Genomic DNA, 20,463 nt, shown 5'->3' with positions numbered 1-20,463 from the left:
AAAGATCTAATTCCTTATATCAATTAATTCTCATCCACCTTTTACATTACATAAACTCATCACTTTTATAGAACATCTCATTAAAATCATTCAAAATTCCAAAATCTTGATTTTTAATAAATAGATGCCCATCTGCAATATAGGACTCAGCAAGAGTAAATGGTTCATCATGATGCTGTGATGCTGGCCTAACAATTTCATTGTACAAAACCATTACTTGCTCATAATTGTATCCACTACCATCATGATATTTACCACGTATAGTGTCATAAAAATTTCTTACATCATCATACGTAACTTGCAGTTCTACCTTATATTTCCCTATTTCAACAGCCTCACCCACTTTGATTTTTAAAGGATGTTGTGATTCTTCTTTCACATTATCTATAACAATTGTTTCCTCTTGCTTCTCTTCGTCTCCTCTTATCGATCTTTTACTCCTTTCTTCAATTACAGGTTGATCTGCTGGCATTTGGTCTATATCGTTAGATTCTTCTTCTTGCATAGTAATTTTTTTGAGATAGCTAAGCATATCCTTTCCAGCTTTTTCCCAAGTTGCAGCTTCTTTTGCAAGCTCACGATAATAAGAATCATTATCGCCTTTGCTATCTATTACATCTCTTGCTAGTCCTTTCTCTTCTGCCCATAACTCAGCATGTTCAACAAGTGTCCTGCCATCTTTGCCTACAACGTCAACGTCAGCTTTGTTTTTTATTAGATATTCTATTGTATCTAACTTTCCATGCCTCACTGCATGAACTAAAGGTGTCCAACCATCATTATCCTGAGCATTAATATTCGCACCTTTTTCAACTAACTGCTCTATCATCTTCTTATTCCCAAGATCAACAGCAAGATGCAAAGGTGTTAAGCCGTAGCTATCCTGAATATCAATATCCGCATTATGCTCTATGAGATATTTAACTACTTCCATATTTTTCATGTGCATGGCAAAATGTAGTGGAGATTTACCAGAGCTAATATCACGGGTATCAACATCTATACCACGATCTATTAAGTATTTAGCAATTTCCGTATGTTTTAGCTCAATTGCATAGTGCAGCAGTGTTTGAGCTGACGTGTTCTTGATACTGAGATCTGCACCATGCTCAACTAAATATTTTACCATATCTAGATCACCTACCTTAACAAAATGAAATATCGGATTACATACATTAATATCTGCACCGTTATCTATAAGATATTTTACTAAAGCTGTATTCTTTATAGCATAGTCAAGCGGCCTGAGATTGTGAGCATCCGGAATATTAGAATTTGCACCATGCTCCACTAGGTACTTAACTATTCCCATATTTCCCAATTTTATGGCATAGTGCAAAGGTGTCTTGAAGCAAGAGTAATTAGTTCCCTCGTAGTAAGTATCTTGAGAGTTGAGATTTGCTCCATAATCAATAAGATATTTTGCTACTTCCGTATTTCCTGACTGAATGGCATAATGTAGTGGTGTTTGTCCATTATGGTCTCTTGCATCAATATATGCATTGTGTTTTAGAAGCGTTGCTACTTTGCTTAAATCTCCCAATGAAGCAGCAGAATGTAAGCTAGTCGCACCTGTTACCTTATTTATCTCGTTTACTTTTTCTATAGTGTTTTCTAGATTATTGTCATCAATATTCACCTTTAAGAAAGGCTGTTTATTATACTTCATAACTTTCGCTATAACAGCTTTTTCTTGTTCGTTTCCACCTCCTTTCTTAGTAGGTTGCATGTTATCTTCTCTACTAATACTTGATTTAGGTTCTATCTTGGTTTTATCACCACTTACATTATGTACTGGGCTATAACCATATAGACCCTTGCCTGCACTTTGTTGGCTTGTTGAACTTTCAACACTGTTAGATTCAACAACATTATATTCCATATGTTGTTCACCACTCAGCTCAGCCTTAACCCATTTTTTAAATTCTTGATCATAACCTTTCAGCTCAGCCAAAAAATCCTCAAATAATTTATTACCTTGAGACCTATTTGCACCAGATTTAGAAAGGCTCTTGAGCAAATTATCAATAATATCTGGGTGTTTATCTTCAAGAAATTTGATCACTTGTTCAGCATCTGAATGATAATGTTCTCCTTTGTTATTGCTAATATTATTGCGCAATATTTCATCTAGTTTGAGATCTTTATTCTTTATTGCAATCAAGGCCTCTTTATCTCCGTGATCATTGACATGCCGACCATCTTCCAAACTTGCCATATAGTTAGCAACCCCTTCATGCATGGCCTTAGATAAGACATCACCTGTACCATAATAGGAGTTAATAATAGTTAAAGCGTGCCCCATTTCGTGTTTTAAAGTTTTACATGAGTCATTGAATTGGTCCTGCAAATAAAAATAAACATGAATTTCTGAGCCACGCCCTTGAACTGTTAAGCCAGAAGCGTCTTTATAGTTAACGTTCAACTCCTTAAGATAATTTTCGTAGGCACTCTTTGTATTAAATACGAAAACATTAACTTTATTTGGTATGTTGTGCCAAGGCTGAGAATTATTAATGCCAAATGCTGAATCAAAATCTTTTATAGTACTCTCGATGGCATTTTTTACACTACTCAATTTGCTCTGAGTTAATTCCTCATCATCATATTTTATATTTATTTGAAGCTTGTGTTCGCCGAAAGTCATAACTTCACTATCGGGCACAAGATCTGCCACAATTTTATTGCCACTTTTTATATCCATCCACTGCTTAAATTCTTTTTCAACTTCTGAGTTATTCAAAAGATGCTTGAATTTTGATATCGCTTCCACTCTATTGAAGGACATCTCAGTAAGTAATTGCTTTATGAATTGAGGATGTTTTTCTTGTAGGAATGTCACTAAGCAATCTGACATTCTATAGTCGTTAGACATACTTGCTATTTTATATGGTGTATCATGCCCAGATTCATGCATTTTATTGTATGCTTCTTTTGTATAATGCATATCGCGAGTGCTTTCTTTTTTAGCTGCATCATAGCTCCACATGAAAAGCTTCATACCGGTACGTAAAACTTCAGGTACTGTATCCATATTACCGGTAGAGTACTCAAGAAATGCATCGCTCATTTTCTCCATTAAAATTTTAGATTTTGCGCAAAGTAAACCATTTACATCTCCAACAATAAAAGTCTTTGCTATCGTGCCGTCAGCTTCGTGTGCTCTGACCGTTCCACCACCCCATAATTCTCTATGGTCCTTACCACCTGAAAGTTCCTTGATGTGAGCTTTGTAATCATCGTAATTTTTCAGCACATAAAGCTGCAATTTTACTGGACCAGAATGAACGCTTTTTTGTGAATAGAAATTATCAGACCAGGCTCCGTAAGCATCTTTTACAGTTTGTTTTATATACTCAGGGGTATAACTAGCTAATCCCCCATATTTTACTTCTATTGTAAGCTGATCGTTTATTACTATACTTTCTTTATTTGGAAATAATTTTTTAATCAAAGTTTGTGATTTATCATATTCAGAATTTGTTTTAAATTTCATATTCACCTCTTAAAAATTTTCACTATAAATAAGTCTTGAGAAAAATGCGTTAACTGTAGATTCAGCCTTTACCTTGTTTTTGCACAACTGCTGAGATAGTTGATCATCGCTGAAAAGCAGATTCTTAGTATTGAGATATTTAGCATAGCTGCCAGCAGGTATTGAGTAAAAACCGCTTTCAAGTTCAAGATAAGAGCTGCTATTCAGAACAAAAAATAAATCGCTCTGGTCAAGCAGTATGTCATAACCAGAGCTCGTGCAATGTAAGTATTCATTGCCTTCATACTCTGCTATGTAGTACTTACTTGCATCAAGATCACCATTAAGCTGTAAAATTGCTGCTGAACGTCCATTCCCAATACTATGGCCTTTTATTACTTTAAGTACTTTAATCTCATCATTTTCTATGAGTTCTCTTAACTTTTCATTCTTTTGATTTAATTCTTCCTCTGCTTTTCTTCTGTCTTCTTCTAATTTTGTTTCTTTTTCAACAAGCTCATTTTGTATTTGCAAAAACATATCTTGAATGGTTAAGCCATTTAGAAAGTAATCCAATACACTTGACACAAACGGCTGCAATTCACCATTATCTTCAAAGCTCTTTTCCTGCTTTTTGTCATATTGAGTGGGATTATAGATTGCATACAGAGGATAAAAACCATAATTCACCTCGTCGAATGATAACTCTATCGAAAATCCGCTCTGATCAAGTGGAAGTTTAGTAGCTAAATATCTACCATTATCATCTCTGACATATAGCTCATTTATACCATAGTGACCACTATATTTGTTGTAATAAATATAAAAATTCTCAGGATTAAGATTAAAGTAATCATCTAAATTGTTAGGTTTACCGAGCTTTTCACGTAGAAAACTCTTGCTCTTATCTGTAAGTTTGATGCGTGTAGAGAAGTAACACCGATCTATTCGGTCACCTTTTTCTATTTCAAAGTCTAGGACTATTTTATCGCTAAACATACAGAATTTCCTCACATTTCTAATATTTATGATTATAAATTGTGTACTATGAAAAAAGCATTAAGGCTTCTCTATGTATCTAAAAACAGCGCTAACTTATGACAAAAACAGTTGACGTATTACTGCCACTTCCAATTGATCAGCTATTTTCATATGCAGTTGAGGAAGATACTGAAGTTTCAATTGGAGATTACGTAGTGGTGCCGTTTGGCAGAAAGCGTTTGATTGGAATAGTTTGGAGAGAAAGTAGCAAAAGCGATCGAGAATTAAAATTTATTGAGCAAAAGATCGAGTTACCGAGTATCAGACCAAAACTGATCGAATTTGCAGAGTGGGTTGCACAGTATAATGTAATACCTATCGGTATGCTTGCCAAAGTGATAATGGGAGGAGTATTAAAGGTAAATCAAATAGATAAGTTAGTTTGCACTAAGCAAAAGCAAGAAATAAGTGAAATAGATTACCAATTAAGCCCTGAGCAGCAAGCAGCTCGCGATAAGATAATAAGTAATTTGAATGAGTATTCAGTGACTTTGCTTGACGGTGAAACCGGGTCTGGAAAAACGGAAGTTTATCTCTCTGTGATTGCAAGGTTAATTGAAATCGTAAACGATGCACAAGTCCTGATCCTTCTGCCAGAAATTGTCCTAACTTCACAATTAGTAAATCGTGTTCACAGTCAGATATCTGGAAATATAGCTGAGTGGCATTCAGGACTTACTCCCAAAGCTCGCCGAAATAATTGGCTCAGTATCGCAAATGGAAGTGCGCAGATAATTATTGGGGCACGGTCAGCACTTTTTTTACCTTATAAAAACCTAAAATTAATCATCGTCGATGAAGAGCATGACTCATCCTTTAAACAAGAACAGGGAATTATATATAATGCTCGAGATATGGCAATTATCTTAGCCAAATTCGAAAATATTTCGATTATTTTATCATCCGCTACTCCGCTGCTTGAAACAATTTATCATGTTAAAAAAGGGAATTACAACCATGTAAAGCTAACCGAACGATTCGGTGGTGCAGAGTTGCCGCACATAAAAGTAGTGAATAATAAACAATGGATTTCAAATGAGCTTTTCGAAGGGATAAAACAAACCATAGAGAAAAAACAGCAAGTTATGCTCTTTCTAAACCGCAGGGGGTATGCGCAACTTGCAGTTTGTAAAAAATGTGGATATAAAATTTCCTGCTCAAATTGCACTGTATGGCTTACGTACCACAAGAAAAAGAACGTCCTTTTGTGTCACCATTGTTCTTACCAATCAAAACTTCCAGAAAAATGCTCGAATTGTCAAAGTGAGCAGTCATTATCCCTTTGTGGTATAGGAATTGAGAGGTTACTTGAAGAAATAGTAAAATTAATACCAAACGCAAAGACTGCGATTATTAGCAGCGACCAGAAGTCGCTTGGTAGCGTCATTGACTCAGTGCTCAAGGAAGAAGTGAATATTATAATTGGTACACAAGTAATTGCTAAAGGGCATAATTTCCCTAAATTAACTTTGGTTGGAGTGATAAATGCAGATTTAGGCCTTGAAAACTCTGACCTCAGGGCAGCAGAAAAGACGTATCAATTATTACATCAAGTTGCGGGTAGATCTGGGAGGTTCAACGAAAAAGGAACGGTAATAGTGCAAACTAATAATCCTGAAAGTTTGATAATAAAAGCATTGCAGCAGCAAAAAAGGGATTTGTTTTATGAAATTGAACTTGAGTCAAGACGCAAAGCTAAAATGCCCCCATTTAGTAGACTAATAGCGCTTATAGTTTGTGGTAAGGATCAATTTGCAACGCAGAAAGCAGCAAATGAGATAACAAACTTTTTGCATAATCAATTTTCAACTACCTCTCAGCACTTGACATTGAAAGAATTTGAAATTTTTGGCCCATCACCAGCAGCAATAAATTTCTTAAATAATAAATATCGGTATAGAGTGTTACTCAAAATACACAATAAATACAGTCTGTCTATAAAGAAAAAGCTGAAACATTGCTGTAACTTGAGTTCAAACATTGCAATAACAATAGATGTTGACCCTGTGAGTTTCTTTTGATGCGGTCGGAATTTATTTGACATTTGTAGGAATTGCTAATAAACTATATTAACTTTTTAATTAAAAATTTGAGTTTTATTAGAATTTATTATATAATTAATATAATTAGAATAAGGAGATGGTATGAATGATTTAATTACGATTATTTGTGATCGACACGATAATCTTGAAAAAAAAATTCAAAAGTTGAAAGACTATCTTACTGATGATAGAAAAATTGTGATTAACAAGATGTTATTCACAGAAGCTATTTCAAATAGAACCCCTATAAATGGAAATCTTACCAATAAAGAAGGAGGAAAGATAGTATACCCTATCTTGCACCATTGTATTAAACACCGTAGTGCAATATCTGAGAAAAAAGAGAAATTATCATTTCAAGACGTGATGAAGATTTTAGATGAAACTGTGAATAGGTTTACTACTCCTCAGTATTTCTACAAATTGATAAATTTTCAAGATCAAAGTAGTAAAAATACATTATTACACCAAGCTGTTATAAGTAATAACACTGAAGCAATAGAAGCCCTTTTAAAATATGGTGCAAATCCTTTGATAAAGAATGAAGAAGACAAAATTCCATTAGATTTAGCTCATGGAGATACAAAAAAAGTACTCATCGAATGTATGAAAGACCAAGCTCAATCGAAAAAAGAAAGTGCTAGATGTAATAGTTTGATTGGCATTATACCTGGCGTTTTTCTGGGTGTTGGACTTGGTGTTGGTAGTGCTTTAGTACCTTCAATGACTATTATATTATGCGCACTCGCAGTATCTGCTCTTGTTGCTGGAATAGCAGTTGGAGTGGCTATATATTTCCTAAGTCAAGACTATAAACAGGCTAAATCAATAGAAGAAGCTGTTAATCCTCAACTCTCTTCTGTCGAGCATGAAAAGACTGCAGATAATAAAGCAGTACTAGGATAACTGTGAGTTTTTTAACATTAGATTTCTTGCATAATCAAGTGTGATCCCAGTGTCAGCTACTTGTATAACAAGAAAGAAAGCACTGGTCTCACATGCATCTAAACGGATACATAACCTTTCATTCACAATTCATCTTTGAATAGCCTAATTTCCTTTAGCTATAAAATACAGCAATCTGATTTTTTACTAGTTGATGTCTGCTTTTTTGCAGAATGCTGGTCAGGTTGTGATACAGACGGTTGGTTAAATGTTGTTTTGGGCTTATTAAAAGAAGATCGTGCTGAAGAAGCGCAAATGCCACTATCCTTAGCCGAATTATCATCTTTAATTCTTTGTGCATCTTCATCATAGTAATTGAGGCCAAGGAATTTGCTTGAGTTTCCATTATGTGATTTACCTATAACTGAATTCTTAGGTGAACCACCAAAACCACTATCTGCACTTGGTCCATCTGTCCCTACTTTTTCTTCAGAAGGGGCAAGAGTTTGTGGTTTCATAGCTGGTACACGCGCAGGATCAATGGACAGTTTATAATCCTCATTGATTACAGAGGTTTTCATGATCTTATCCATCACACAGTAAGCAATCTCTGGGTTAAAAAAGTCTATTGCATATATTCGTCCGTCACCATATGTTGGAAGACCTCTTTCTGCAATATCATCTTTTACATCACGCAATACTTTTGTACCACCAAACACCTTATTATTAATATGATCAACTTCTTTTTCATTTAAAAACTCTATGTAATTATCATAATCAATAACAGGAGCCAAAATTGAATACTCATCTTCACTTTCTTTATGGGAAGTATGCCACATAGAATCAATTGGTAGGTGCGGTAGTGCCTTACAAATTAAATCAACAACTGCGAACTTCAGAGTTTTATTCATTTCATCCTCGGTATTTGGAGTATCAAAACAACGGCATGTCAGAGATACTATATCCTTTACTATGTCTTTAACAAGCTTAGGATTATCAAAAATGCTTTTCTTTAGATATACATAATCCCCTTTCTCTTCTAAAAAATCCTTAGCTTTTTTAGGACCATTTTCATAATCTGTTATCCTCGATGAAAGCACATTTACAAAAGAACGTTGCAAATTTCTATCAACACACTTCGCACCATATAGATAAGATCCCTTATCAAAGACTGCATCAATTATATTATCATCTACATGTTCTTCTATCTCCTTCTCTATATCATCTGATAGATCCTCACAACCTAGTTCCGATTTTTTGTCTTCTTTTTTTTGATCTATAATATTAGAGGTTGCAAATCGCGCAATTTCATTAGCTAGTAAAAACTTTAGATTAGAAACCACCTCTTTCCTAATTGGCACCAAAAATTTATTATCTTCAGGCCAGTTCCCTTGATCAGAGCTAAAAGGAAAAAATTTTGTATAAAAAATATCATCAAGAATAGTTGGATCCGGACAAAATCTTTCTATTACTTTTTCTTTCACACTTTTCAAGTACTCCTTGCGCTGATTAATAGTCATATTTTTATCAAACAAGATAACAATATGATCTTCTTTGTAAGAAAAAGTACCGTCTACAGTACAATTAGTAAAAGCTTTATCATTAAAATGAAGAATACTATTAAATGCTTTTACTAATTCTCGATTTATTTCACTTTTATTAGGCATAACGCCACCCCCTTAAACTAATATAATTATTTACTGCTACCCTGACCACTTTTACTACTACTGGATTGATTTTGCTTCATTCGTTCTTGTTCACGCTTAATCATATCGCTGAAGTTATCTATCCTATTTAGATCTAAATCTTTTTTATAAATCCTTGTTCTCCCTGAATCAGGTACTTTTTTATTTGGATCATTATTACCATGCATATTAGCCTCCGAATTAAATTATTATGTAATCAGTATATTAAGAATCAATTATTAGCACAAGCAGTTTTTTTACATAAATTTTATTCACCATTTTTATACTCCTGGATTCCAGACTGGGATGACATCAGAGGGCTACTTGAATGACAAAAGAGGCTACTTGTCCGCCATGTCATTCCAGCACTTGAAACTGGAATCCAGATAAAAAACCAGTCTGGAATGACAAAAAGAGAGAGAACCTTTACACACCTCTCTCTTTGACTGAAGAAGCATGGTTTTCAACTCTTACACCATCAGTTAATCCTCCTGGCAATTCCACAGCAGCATTAGACTTTTGCTGATCACCAAGCTTTCTCTCGCAGGAAGATTTATTTAGCTTTTTCTTTGTTCTCATTGTATCACGATCTCGTTGTCTTGTAACTCTCCTGTGTTCCTTTTGCTGTGGAGCAGGTGGACAGACAGCTAATTTTGGTTTTTCATTTTTCTCTTCTTTTGCTTCTTTCTTTTCTTTATTCATTTTTTCCAGTTTTTGTACTTCACTATTTTTGTCACTTATAACAGGTTTAGGTAGAGTGTCTACTAATTTTTCTACAGGCTTTGGTAAAAGAGCACGTTCTTGCTTGCCTAGAACAATTGGCATTGGAACTTTGGATGAAAAATTAAAAAGGTGAACTGGCGCGACTTCATTCACTTTTGTTTCTATTTCTTGACGAACTTCTTTTGATTCTGTTTTTTCTGCTTTTTTGTCTCTTTTTTCCTCAGTTACATCTTGCTCTACTACTGCTGCTAAATCAACTGCAAAAATTTCTGCAAACATTGCAATGACTGAGCCCACGAGAAAAGTTTGAAGCTTCAATTTTAAATTTTGCAACGCTTGCAAACGTTCGAGTATTGCTATTTCCTCTTCCGGAGATAACCCACCACTGAGTAATTTCTCCTGCAATTCTTTTATCTCTTTGTCTAGCCTTTTATCCCAACTTAAGTCTAAATCTTTTTTGAAGATCTTTTTAACTAATTCCTTAAGCTTATCACGCAAAAAATTAATTATCGAAAGAAGCAGATTTTTCTCTTTCTTCTCCTTGAGCATTTTATAGACTTTCGGATCTACATTTACTTCAAAAAGATTAAAGAGGGATTCAAAGAAATTTGCGAATACCCCTTGATTATTATCAGTAAAGTAATCCTCATTATCTTGTATCTGTAGCTCTACTTGAGATAATGTTTCATCAATACAACTCGCAGCCTGACGCTCAAGCTCTATTCTCTTGAGCTCAGCTTTCCTAGCAAGCTCCTCCATGAATCCTTTTAATTCATTGACCTTCTGCTCTGCAGAGAGATCTTGCTCCCTGATTCGACTAATGAAGATTGAGCTACCGTCCTCTTCGTTGTTATTGATTAAAAAATTTTTCATTGCTTTTTCTCCATTAATTGAATTACTGTTTCTATAATTGTTTAGAAAGCTTTTTACCATTTTATCTTAAGTCTATAAAACACAATAACTCAATCTTACAATATGAAGTATTTAATAAGTATTAATCTTAAAAAATATCAGTAACTTATTGATATTTTTACATTTATCCTATATATAGGCTAGCATATATTACGTAATTTTTCAAGAACATATTCACTATAGCAGAAGACTTTCTTATTTGCCTCTAAAACACCTGCAAATCATATAATAAGAGAATATTATAATGTTTAGTGTAATACTATACAATGTTATAAAATATAGTATAATACTAGCATACCACTGAATTAATGCTGAGATATTCCCTTGCTTGATCAGTTAAAACACGTCCTCTTGGTGTGCGCTTTACGAAACTGACCTTGATTAAATAAGGTTCTACTGTTTCTTCAATATTGCCAACATCTTCAGATAGTGCAATAGATATGGTGTCAATTCCAACAGGTCCTGAGGTGTTAAACAAAAATCTCAGATAATCCATATCTAATTTATTTAGTCCCATTTTATCTATACCCAATTTTGATAGTGCAGAACCGGCAATTTCACAGGTAATTTTTTTATCATCTTTTACTTCAACAAAATCTCTTATTCTTCTGAGTAATCTCAAAGCAATTCTTGGAGTACCACGGGCGCGGCAGGCAATTTCCTGCACAGCATCCTTTTCGATTTCAGCACAAAGAACTCTTGCACCTCTTTTTATAATATCAACCAGTTCCTCAAAAGAATAAAACTCAAGATGCAGGGGAATACCAAAACGATCCCTCAGCGGTGCAGAAAGCAGTCCAAGCCGTGTTGTTGCCCCAATCAGTGTAAATGGTGGTAAATCTATTCTTAAAGTTCTGGTAGATGGGCCCTCACCTACTAGTATATCTAGGCAAAAATCTTCCATAGCAGTATATAAAACTTCCTCAATGCTACGATTTAATCTATGGATCTCATCGATAAATAGAACATCTTTTGCATTTAAAGTAGTGAGCACTGCAGCTAAGTCCCCAGCTTTACTAAGCAATGGACCAGAAGTTGCACGAAAGCTAACCCTTAATTCCTTAGAGACAATTTGTGCTAAAGTTGTTTTACCAAGCCCTGGAGGACCATAGAGCAATACGTGATCCAAAGCTTCAGCTCTCGTCTGTGCAGCATTTATAAACACTTTTAAATTTTGTATTAAGTCTTTTTGCCCGACAAAATCATCAAGTTGCTCAGGCCTGATATTTAAATTACGTACATCTTCAGAGTATTCCTTACTACATGATATTGACTTCATATTGTTTTAAGCGCCATACGAATAATATCTTTAGTGTCCAAGTTTGGTGATTCATCTTCTATTTTTTTTATTGTATCATAAGCTTTTGTTCTTTCATATCCAAGATTGATCAAAGCTGAAAGAGCATCTTCACTAATTGAGTGAAAATGATTGTTATTTATCTCTAATTTACTTACTTTGCCATTCAGCTCAGTAATAATTCGATTTATGAGTTTCAGGCCAAGTCCACTCACCTTAAGTGCTAGTTTATTCTCATTTATAATTGCCAAAAACAGTTGCTCTGGAGTTAATTTGCTCAAAATTGACATTGCGGTTTTATAGCTGACACCGCTCACTTTAACTAATAAACGCAGACACTGCTGTTCTTCTTTACTTATAAAGCCATATAGCTGAGTAACGTTTTCTCTGCTATTTGCATAAGTGTCGATAAGTAATTTTACTCTACTTCCAATCGAACAAGCACTTAAAGTTTTGGCTGAAAGATATACTATGTAGCCAACATCATTCACATTCAGGATTATGTGATCGCTACACACCTCATCAACTATTCCTCTTAGATTTCCTATCATTTCTAGTACTTTATAAAATTCAGTTTAAATGCTACTGAATCTTAGGTCAAGCAAACGAACATTATAGAAGTGGTTCCAGTTTCAATCATTTTAGACAGGTTTGCAGGAAATCTATTTGAATATATTATTCCGGACCAGTATGTGACTGGACCACGGAGTTACTTCAGCAGCAGAATTGCGGTCTATTAACTAAGTAATAGAAATTTCTATCTTTGGTAGAATAAAGGTAATTGTTTGCTGTTTGCGAAAATATTTGCATAATTTAAGTAACATTACTTGATAAGAATTAACTATGGAGCTTAATAAGATTGCAGCATCGATTTTACTTTCTGGATTAATAATTATGATAGTTAGTAATGTAGTTGATATGTTCTATAACCCAGAGGATTATAAAATTGAACACCAAACAATAGTAGCAGCCAGCAATGAGCCTCAGCAAAAGATTGAACAAGTGGCACTTGATATTGGGGAGCTCATGCAAAATGCTAGCTTTGAAAAGGGGAAGTCAGCAGCAAAAAAATGTATAGCTTGTCATAGTTTTGAGAAAGGTGGAATGAATAAAGTAGGGCCAAACTTATGGAACGTGGTTGGAAATAAAAAGGCCCATCTTAGCAGCTCATTCAATTACTCAAAAGCACTACTTGAAAAAGGTGGGAAATGGGAGTATGAGGAATTATTTGCTTTTTTAAAAAATCCAAAAGCCTACATAAAAGGTACACGTATGGCATTTGCAGGCATTTCCAATCCACAAGAGATTGCAGATCTAGTCAGCTATTTGCGTTCGATGAGCGATAGTCCGGTTGCCTTGCCAAAGTAGTATGAATTATTGTAAATTACTCGATGGAAATATAGCATATCGAAAGCTACAAGGAAAAAAAGCTTCTATAGTTTTCTTTGGTGGGTTTGCATCCAATATGGATGGAACTAAAGCAACTGCCGTTTACAAATTTTGCCAAGAAAATGATATAGCACTTGTGCTCTTTGATTATTTTGGCCATGGTAATTCAAGCGGTGATTTTGCTGATTATACAATAAGTGATTGGCAAAAAAATTGTGCTAAAGTGATAAGTGAATTAACTAGCAATAAACAAATAATTATAGGTTCAAGTATGGGAGGATGGCTGATGCTGCTCACTGCTCTTCAATTTCCAGAAAAAATTGCAGCATTAATCGGCATATCGTCTGCTCCTGATTTTACTGAAGATTTGATATTCAAGCAATTGTCAGGCAAGCAAAAAGAAGAACTAGGTTCTAAAGGTGTAATAGATTTTACTTCGGAGCATTGTGCATACAAAATAACTAAAAATCTGATCGAAGACGGTAGAAAGAACCTTCTTTTAAACAGAGAAGCAATAGATATAAACTGTCCTGTGCGCTTATTGCATAGCATTAATGATAAAGATGTTCCTTATCAAACTTCATTGAATTTAGCTGAAAAAATTAAGTCAACAGACGTTGAAGTACACTTAATAAAATCAGCAGAACACAACATGTCTGATAATCATTCACTGAAAATTTTATTTAAGACCATCAGAGAATTTTTGCCAGGAGAAATATATAATTGAAGTAATTCAGATGTGTTTGTCGTAAGAGCTGCAGTTATAGCTTCAACAGTAGGCACTATTCTTGATCACCTCAACATTTTCTCTTGGCAATTCTTTAATAAATCGAGAAGTGCGCATTGGTTGCCACTGATTATTAATTTCCCTCCTATCTGCACATGAAATGATCAACCTTTCTTTTGCTCTAGTTATGCCAACATATGCAAGTCTTCTCTCTTCTTCTAAAGCTTTACCACTTTTATCTTCAAAAGATCTTTGATGAGGAAATAATCCTTCTTCCCAACCAGGTAAAAACACACACGGAAATTCAAGTCCTTTAGCTGCATGAAGAGTCATAACATATACAGTGTCATCGCTATTCATATTATCCACTTCCATCACCAGGCTAATGTGCTCTAAGAAGGTTATAGCGTTGTCAAAATTCTTCAAAGATGAAATGAGCTCTTTAACATTTTCTATTCGCGCTAAACCCGTCACTCCTTCATTCTCAAGCATTTCCATATATCCTGATTGATTTGCTACGATTTTAACGAATTCATGCAGTGGTTTTACGCTTACTATTTCTTCCCAAGCTTTAATTTTATTTAAAAAATCATTTAGTGAGAGTTTAATTCTCTCAGTCACTTGATTACCATCAACTAATATTTTTGCTGCTTTAAAAAAAGAAGTGCTGTTGTCCTGAGCAGTTGTGTATATCTTCTTTAGAGTTGTAGTTCCTATGCTTCTTTTTGGACGATTTACGATCCTTTCAAAAGCGAGATCATCATTATTATTTGTAACAAGCCTCAAATATGCAATTATATCCCTTACTTCTTGACGTTCGTAGAATTTTACGCCACTTATAATCTTATAGGGAATTGAATATTTTATAAAATACTCTTCGAGCACTCTAGTTTGAAAAGTCGCTCTTACGAGCACTGCAATGTCACTAAATCTGTATTTATTGAGCTTTAATATCTGTTCGCTTATGAACCTTGCTTCAGCTTTCCCGTCCCATAATTTTATTAGATTTACCTTTTCCCCTTCAATGTTTGTTGTCCACAACTTTTTTTCTAAGCGAGTCTTATTGTGATTGATAACATATGATGCAGTTGCAAGTATGTGGGATGTTGACCTGTAGTTACACTCCAGTTTAACGGTTTTTGCATTTTTAAAATCATCGGAAAATTTCAAAATATTTTCAACTTCTGCACCACGCCAACTGTATATCGATTGATCGTCATCTCCTACACAACAAATATTTGAGTGCTCTTTTGCAAGGTATTTTAGCCAAAGATATTGTATTGCATTTGTATCTTGATATTCATCTACCATAATATATTTAAACTTGTTTTGGTAGTAGAACAGAACCTCGGTCTTTTGATTAAAAAGTTGTATGTTATATAACAATAAGTCACCAAAATCAACAGAGTTAAGGAATTTTAACCTTTCCTGATACTGGTAATAGACTTTAAGTGCAGTTACGTAAACTGGCCTAAATGATTGAACATCTTCCACTTCAGACGGCAATAAACACTTCTCTTTCCACTGCTGGATGATATTCATAATGGTCTTACATTTTTCTGATAGGTAATCAGGGCTGATTTCATTCATGATGTTTTTTATTACCTGTAATTGGTCATCCACACCAATAATTGTAAAATTGGAATTTAGCCCCACGACTTCAGCATGATGACGTAGAATTTTTGCTGCAATTGCATGGAAAGTGCCAAGCCATGGTATGTTTGTGCCCGTGAGTTCAAGCACTCTTGATATCATTTCATTTGCTGCTTTGTTCGTGAATGTAACTGCTAATATTTCATCAGAATAAGCGTGACCGTTTCTAATTATGTGCGCTATTCTTGAAGTAATCGTTCTTGTTTTTCCCGTTCCCGCCCCTGCCAGTATCAAAATTGGCCCATTTAAGTTAGTTACAGCTAATTGTTGCTCTGGATTTAACAGTGAGAGATAATCGTTCATTGTAGCCCTATAAATTATAGCTGCAGTAAGTTAATCTTACTACTTGCGCTCTGTAAAGTTTTTGTTGCTTGCTTCCAGTTTATTTCAAACAGTAGGTGCCTGGATTGACAAATGTTAAAATTTTAGGTAATATTGAAATACATACTAATAATATTAAATAGGCAATAAATATGTTTGCTAATTCAAATGATCAAGAACAATTGCAACAAAGAAAAGTGCGTTTTGCAGACCACAATGAGCTATCAGAGGATAAATCTGAATATGACTGGTATAGCTGGATCGATCACTTGATATCTCTGGAGTTTCACAAGGCTATAGAGGAGTTAAAAAAAGAGATCAGTGAGTTAGAAAAAGAACTCGAAGAATTAGAGGATAAAAATAAAAAGAGGTTAAAAAGTGATACGGAAACAGACCTCAAATTTATCAAATACCTAACTAAGCATTTTAATAATCCTGAAGAGATTATAAAGGAGTTAAAATCGTATGTTGATGAGGATAAATCTAGAGCGTCAAATAGGATGAAAAGTCATATTGTATTGGTCAGATATTTTGCTGAAAAGGTGCAAATAAAAATGACTGAAGAAACCAACGAATTTATAAAAGGCATTATAACACAAGATCAAAATCTTAAAACAACAGCACTTGCAGAAGTAAGTTTGCAATCTAAGGAATCTTTTTCAGGCGATACTGAGAATGATTTACAAGGCACCCAACCTACACCAGGAGGCTGTAAACCACTAAAGCGTGAAGGAACAGAAGGATTAGCTGTTCCTTCAGCTGGCACTAAAATAGATATGAATAGTGGCCAATTACAAACAACCTCTCACGAACTGCAAAACCCTTATGATAATGCAGGTATGTATGGCTTTGTTGCATAGCTCCTGATAAGGCAGGTAGGTACAGTAAATTCATGCAGCTAATTCGAACTTAGCCATACCTATATCAGTAAATTTATTAAGCAAATAGCACTTAATTAGTAGTTCTTTTTCACGATTTATTTCAGATTTATTCTTGAGACTAAACCCAAACGTTTTTTTCAACCTATAGAAAAAACATTCAACAAAGGATCTTAGTCCATATTTTGTTTCTTGTGTCCATTTCTTTATACCGTTCTCATAGTTTTCACATAATTTAATCACATTAATGTTGCTATTTCTTTCTAATTGATAATCAATTTTCTCATAGATTTTCGCACCTTTTATTGGTCGAATGATTGGTTTTATATTATGTCCTTTACACACTTTATACATACTAGCTTTATCATAAGCTGCATCTGCGCGAACAGATGAAATATTATATTTATCTACTGTTCCCTTTAACATATCGCATGATAATCAAGTGTAGTACCATTAGTGTACTTCATATCTATAACTTTTTTATTATTTATACTTAAAATAATATGTAACTTTCTTACTTGATCATATCCATTATATTTTCTTACTTTTGCATTTTCTTTATTACGTTGATGGGTGTTGTTATAGATACAAATACTGGTGCTATCTATAGCTATTTCAATGTTTTCCATACCATTTTTATCAATTCTACAATCATCAATTTTCAAGTTAAGCTTTTTGAATCTTCTAGAAGCTTGAGTATAGCTAATGACTTTGAGGTCTTTTCCCATTTGCTCTATACAACCTTTTACGAAACCAACTGCTTGTCTTAAGCCAATCCTAAAAAAATGGACTACTATATGTATCAAAATTACAACTTTATCACTATAAATGTTATTGCCACCTGCAACTTTTGGACTATTTTCATACCAATTTTCTATGGCTTGATTAACAAAATGAAAAACATTTCCTCTTTTTTGAAGAAATTTGTTATATTCGTAGCAGTTACTGACCTTCATTTTGACTGGCATATTGGTGGTTAAATACCTGTTTTATAATGATTTCTGTCAGTAACTTCCAGTTTTTTTTACTTGAGCCATGCAACAAAGCCCTTTCGGGTTGTAAGTTCCAAAAGATTATGGACTCACAAACCACATTGAGCGATTTAACTGTACAATGAGGCAGAGAATCAGTCCTTTAGTCAGAAAAACCTTGTCATTTTCTAAAAAACTAGCCAACCACATAGTGCTATTTGGAACTTATTACAATCAAATGTTTATTTCATGAACTGTGGGGCACTACCAAAGTTTTAAGGTAGAGCTCTCTCTTTTTGATTTGTGTATAAAGAGCACTGTATTTATGTTCAAATGAGTCTTTAGAAAGTGATAAAAACTCACTCAGTTCAATAAATGTTTGAAGCGCCTTAAGCTAAATTCTTGCTTTAACTGTTTTTGTGCTGACAGCTGATTATTTTGTGAATGAACTTCTCCTTTGGTATGTAGTATTATTGACATAAGGTTCCGTATTATTAATTTGTGTTAAACCTACCATTATAGGGTTAGCATATCGTAATCAGGGAAATTAGGAATGCAAGATATTTTTATACGTTTTCTAGAATTTTTATCTACTGCAGTATTAGTAGAGAATTTTTTGTTTACTTTACTCACTACCAGCTCTTTTTTATCTTGAATTTCTCTCAAATTCTCAAACGTATAGGGCTTTTTATGTTAAGTAAAGTTACCAAAAATGTGTCTATTTTAAGTATTTTTAACCATCTTACATAAAGCAACAGAGAACAAGTTCAAAAGTATTGTAGGGTCCACCAATATAGGTTGCAACATACCATAAAGCCAGCCTATTTATTCTATCGGGGTTTTATACTAATTTTCTAGTGATATTTGTTATTATGACTCCAATACATGCTAATTTAATTATAAATTAATCAGTAAATGCTAGAATAGCTATAATTAAATTTATTAGATAATACTTATGAGTGGAAAAAAACATGTCTTTAAGATGGTACCTGGACAGCAATTTTCATGCGGATCTAGTGGATATGAAACGTATTCTAACATTGAAGATCCTCAATCTATGAAAGAAGTCAAGCTTATACCGCTAAGCGAAGAAGACGATACGCTAGAATTATCTATAAAATTCTGTAGCGATTTTCTTGATAGATTCGGAATGTATTGCGTAGAAGAAAAACAAAACAGATATATTCGAGATGATCAACCTGGTTATTATAAGAACAGTAATTCATTTGCATATGACAATGATAGATTAGTTAAACTATCATTAAATTGGGGCCTAAGAGATAACACTGGTTATCATGATTTTATAGGTGAAGAATTGAGGTACAAATATTTAACATGGGAGGAATCAGGTCTTGGTGACGATAAATATTATTTTTCAGATAAGGAAGGAAACATAATCGATTCGCCTGACAACAAGATATTACAATACAGTATGCCACACCATGATACAGCAAAGGTGATAGAAGATATAACATCGTCTAAGATACCAAAGAGTGTACTAATATCAAATGAGTTCGCCAAAACTTTTTTTAAGAACTTAACAGGAAATCAGTTAGAGACTCTTGCCGATATTCTTAATAATGAGAAATTACAGATTTTAGCAAAGAGCTTAACAAATAAACAACTACAGGTTTTAGCAGAGAACTTAACAGATGGACAATTTCTAGCTTTAGTGGATCATTTAACCAATCATCAATTACAAGCCCTTACTCACACATTGGATTCAAAAAAGTTAGGAATAATAGTCCCCTTATTAAATAAGGATCAGGTTACGAACTTAGTAAAAGACTTTAACCTAGATCAAGTAAAACAAATTTTCCCTCACCTTAAAATGGATCAGTTCGAGATGATGATCAAGACAATGAGTAATGACCAGTTTGTAGAACTAATAAAAAATGCAAATGAGAAAATGATAAACACTATTTTGGACGACGCGTTGAAAAATAAACTTCCAATCTTAGTAAAAACTTTAGAAGAAGATACATTACATAATTTAATTAATAAGCTAGACCACGAGAAACTTGCAATAGTAGCTCGAGATTTAACTGATCCTAATAAGATTCAGATGGTTATTAAGTCTTTAGTTGACAAACCAGAAAAACTTCAAGCTTTTGCTCATAGTATGTCTAATGAGCAGTTTAAAGAACTTTTGGATAACTTAGGTGCAGAAGAGCTGAAAGATATTATTCACAAACTGCCTCATGAGAAAGTCATGTCTGTGATTGGTAATCTTGGCAGTAAAGATCAGTCCAATGCTATCATTGATGCATTAAAAGGGAAACTTGACGAGCAAAATGAAAAAATGAAAGAGCTTCTGGATAAGGTTGACCGAATGATTCCTGAGGAGAGTGAAGCAAATTGGAATGATGCACATCCATCAACTTACGTTTTTCAAGATATGAATACTGAGTTTGCAATAATAGATAATTTATTGTGAACTTGGATATTGATAAATTAACAGTGT

Annotated in this window: 14 protein-coding genes and 2 pseudogenes; 7 read left to right on the top strand and 9 right to left on the bottom strand. The window is 34.0% G+C overall.

Annotated elements, in window-relative coordinates:
* Window positions 1-46: 46 nt before the first annotated feature.
* On the bottom strand, window positions 47-3,496 hold the full coding sequence (locus tag OPR30_RS05695) for an ankyrin repeat domain-containing protein (RefSeq protein WP_265030618.1): 3,450 nt from the start codon (window positions 3,494-3,496) through the stop codon (window positions 47-49).
* A 9-nt stretch (window positions 3,497-3,505) separates the two neighbouring features.
* A complete protein-coding gene (locus OPR30_RS05690; RefSeq protein WP_265030616.1) occupies window positions 3,506-4,474 on the bottom strand; it encodes a hypothetical protein in 969 nt (322 codons plus the stop codon).
* A gap of 98 nt (window positions 4,475-4,572) precedes the next feature.
* On the opposite strand from OPR30_RS05690, the gene priA reads away from it, so the two are divergent.
* Entirely contained in the window at window positions 4,573-6,537 is a 1,965-nt protein-coding gene (gene priA / locus OPR30_RS05685; RefSeq protein WP_265030614.1) for a replication restart helicase PriA, read from the top strand.
* Window positions 6,538-6,660: 123 nt separating this feature from the next.
* Complete coding sequence (locus tag OPR30_RS05680; RefSeq protein ID WP_265030612.1) at window positions 6,661-7,464, top strand: ankyrin repeat domain-containing protein; 804 nt, start codon at window positions 6,661-6,663, stop codon at window positions 7,462-7,464.
* Window positions 7,465-7,622: 158 nt separating this feature from the next.
* Here the strand turns inward: OPR30_RS05680 and OPR30_RS05675 are convergent, their stop codons facing one another.
* The 5 genes from OPR30_RS05675 to ruvA form a co-directional block, all read right to left on the bottom strand.
* Complete coding sequence (locus tag OPR30_RS05675) at window positions 7,623-9,110, bottom strand: hypothetical protein (protein WP_265030610.1); 1,488 nt, start codon at window positions 9,108-9,110, stop codon at window positions 7,623-7,625.
* Window positions 9,111-9,136: 26 nt separating this feature from the next.
* On the bottom strand, window positions 9,137-9,316 hold the full coding sequence (locus tag OPR30_RS05670) for a hypothetical protein (RefSeq protein WP_264376136.1): 180 nt from the start codon (window positions 9,314-9,316) through the stop codon (window positions 9,137-9,139).
* A 238-nt stretch (window positions 9,317-9,554) separates the two neighbouring features.
* Window positions 9,555-10,784, bottom strand: a complete 1,230-nt coding sequence (locus OPR30_RS05665; RefSeq protein WP_265030606.1) for a hypothetical protein — start codon at window positions 10,782-10,784, stop codon at window positions 9,555-9,557.
* Window positions 10,785-11,052: 268 nt separating this feature from the next.
* Window positions 11,053-12,042 (bottom strand): Holliday junction branch migration DNA helicase RuvB, encoded by a 990-nt coding sequence (gene ruvB / locus OPR30_RS05660; protein ID WP_007302374.1) that lies wholly within the window; start codon window positions 12,040-12,042, stop codon window positions 11,053-11,055.
* Complete coding sequence (gene ruvA, locus OPR30_RS05655) at window positions 12,039-12,611, bottom strand: Holliday junction branch migration protein RuvA (RefSeq protein ID WP_264374517.1); 573 nt, start codon at window positions 12,609-12,611, stop codon at window positions 12,039-12,041. Before ruvA ends, ruvB begins: the two co-directional genes overlap by 4 nt.
* A gap of 292 nt (window positions 12,612-12,903) precedes the next feature.
* On the opposite strand from ruvA, the gene OPR30_RS05650 reads away from it, so the two are divergent.
* Both OPR30_RS05650 and OPR30_RS05645 read left to right on the top strand, forming a co-directional pair.
* Complete coding sequence (locus OPR30_RS05650; protein ID WP_264374516.1) at window positions 12,904-13,428, top strand: c-type cytochrome; 525 nt, start codon at window positions 12,904-12,906, stop codon at window positions 13,426-13,428.
* Window position 13,429: 1 nt separating this feature from the next.
* Complete coding sequence (locus OPR30_RS05645) at window positions 13,430-14,176, top strand: alpha/beta hydrolase (RefSeq protein WP_265030605.1); 747 nt, start codon at window positions 13,430-13,432, stop codon at window positions 14,174-14,176.
* Between the two features lie 42 nt (window positions 14,177-14,218).
* On the opposite strand, the gene OPR30_RS05640 is transcribed toward OPR30_RS05645, so the two are convergent.
* Window positions 14,219-16,132, bottom strand: coding sequence for an ATP-dependent helicase (locus tag OPR30_RS05640; protein ID WP_265030604.1), 1,914 nt, complete (start codon window positions 16,130-16,132; stop codon window positions 14,219-14,221).
* Between the two features lie 170 nt (window positions 16,133-16,302).
* Here OPR30_RS05640 and OPR30_RS05635 point away from each other — a divergent pair, with 170 nt between their 5' ends.
* Window positions 16,303-17,010 (top strand): hypothetical protein, encoded by a 708-nt coding sequence (locus OPR30_RS05635; RefSeq protein ID WP_265030603.1) that lies wholly within the window; start codon window positions 16,303-16,305, stop codon window positions 17,008-17,010.
* A 30-nt stretch (window positions 17,011-17,040) separates the two neighbouring features.
* On the opposite strand, the pseudogene OPR30_RS06445 reads toward OPR30_RS05635, so the two are convergent.
* Window positions 17,041-17,996 (bottom strand): annotated as a pseudogene (locus OPR30_RS06445) (IS5 family transposase).
* 94 nt (window positions 17,997-18,090) lie between these two features.
* Between OPR30_RS06445 and OPR30_RS05620 the strand changes: the two are divergent.
* Both OPR30_RS05620 and OPR30_RS05615 read left to right on the top strand, forming a co-directional pair.
* A pseudogene (locus OPR30_RS05620) lies at window positions 18,091-18,278 on the top strand (IS1 family transposase); the annotation flags it as partial.
* A 676-nt stretch (window positions 18,279-18,954) separates the two neighbouring features.
* Window positions 18,955-20,436 carry a magnesium transporter gene (locus OPR30_RS05615; RefSeq protein WP_265030602.1) on the top strand — a complete coding sequence of 494 codons (1,482 nt, stop codon included), beginning with the start codon at window positions 18,955-18,957 and terminating at the stop codon, window positions 20,434-20,436.
* Window positions 20,437-20,463: the final 27 nt, after the last annotated feature.

Origin of the sequence: Wolbachia endosymbiont (group B) of Athalia cordata, from assembly GCF_947251845.1 — a bacterium.
Lineage (GTDB): Bacteria > Pseudomonadota > Alphaproteobacteria > Rickettsiales > Anaplasmataceae > Wolbachia.
This window is presented reverse-complemented; position numbering and strand designations above follow the sequence as displayed.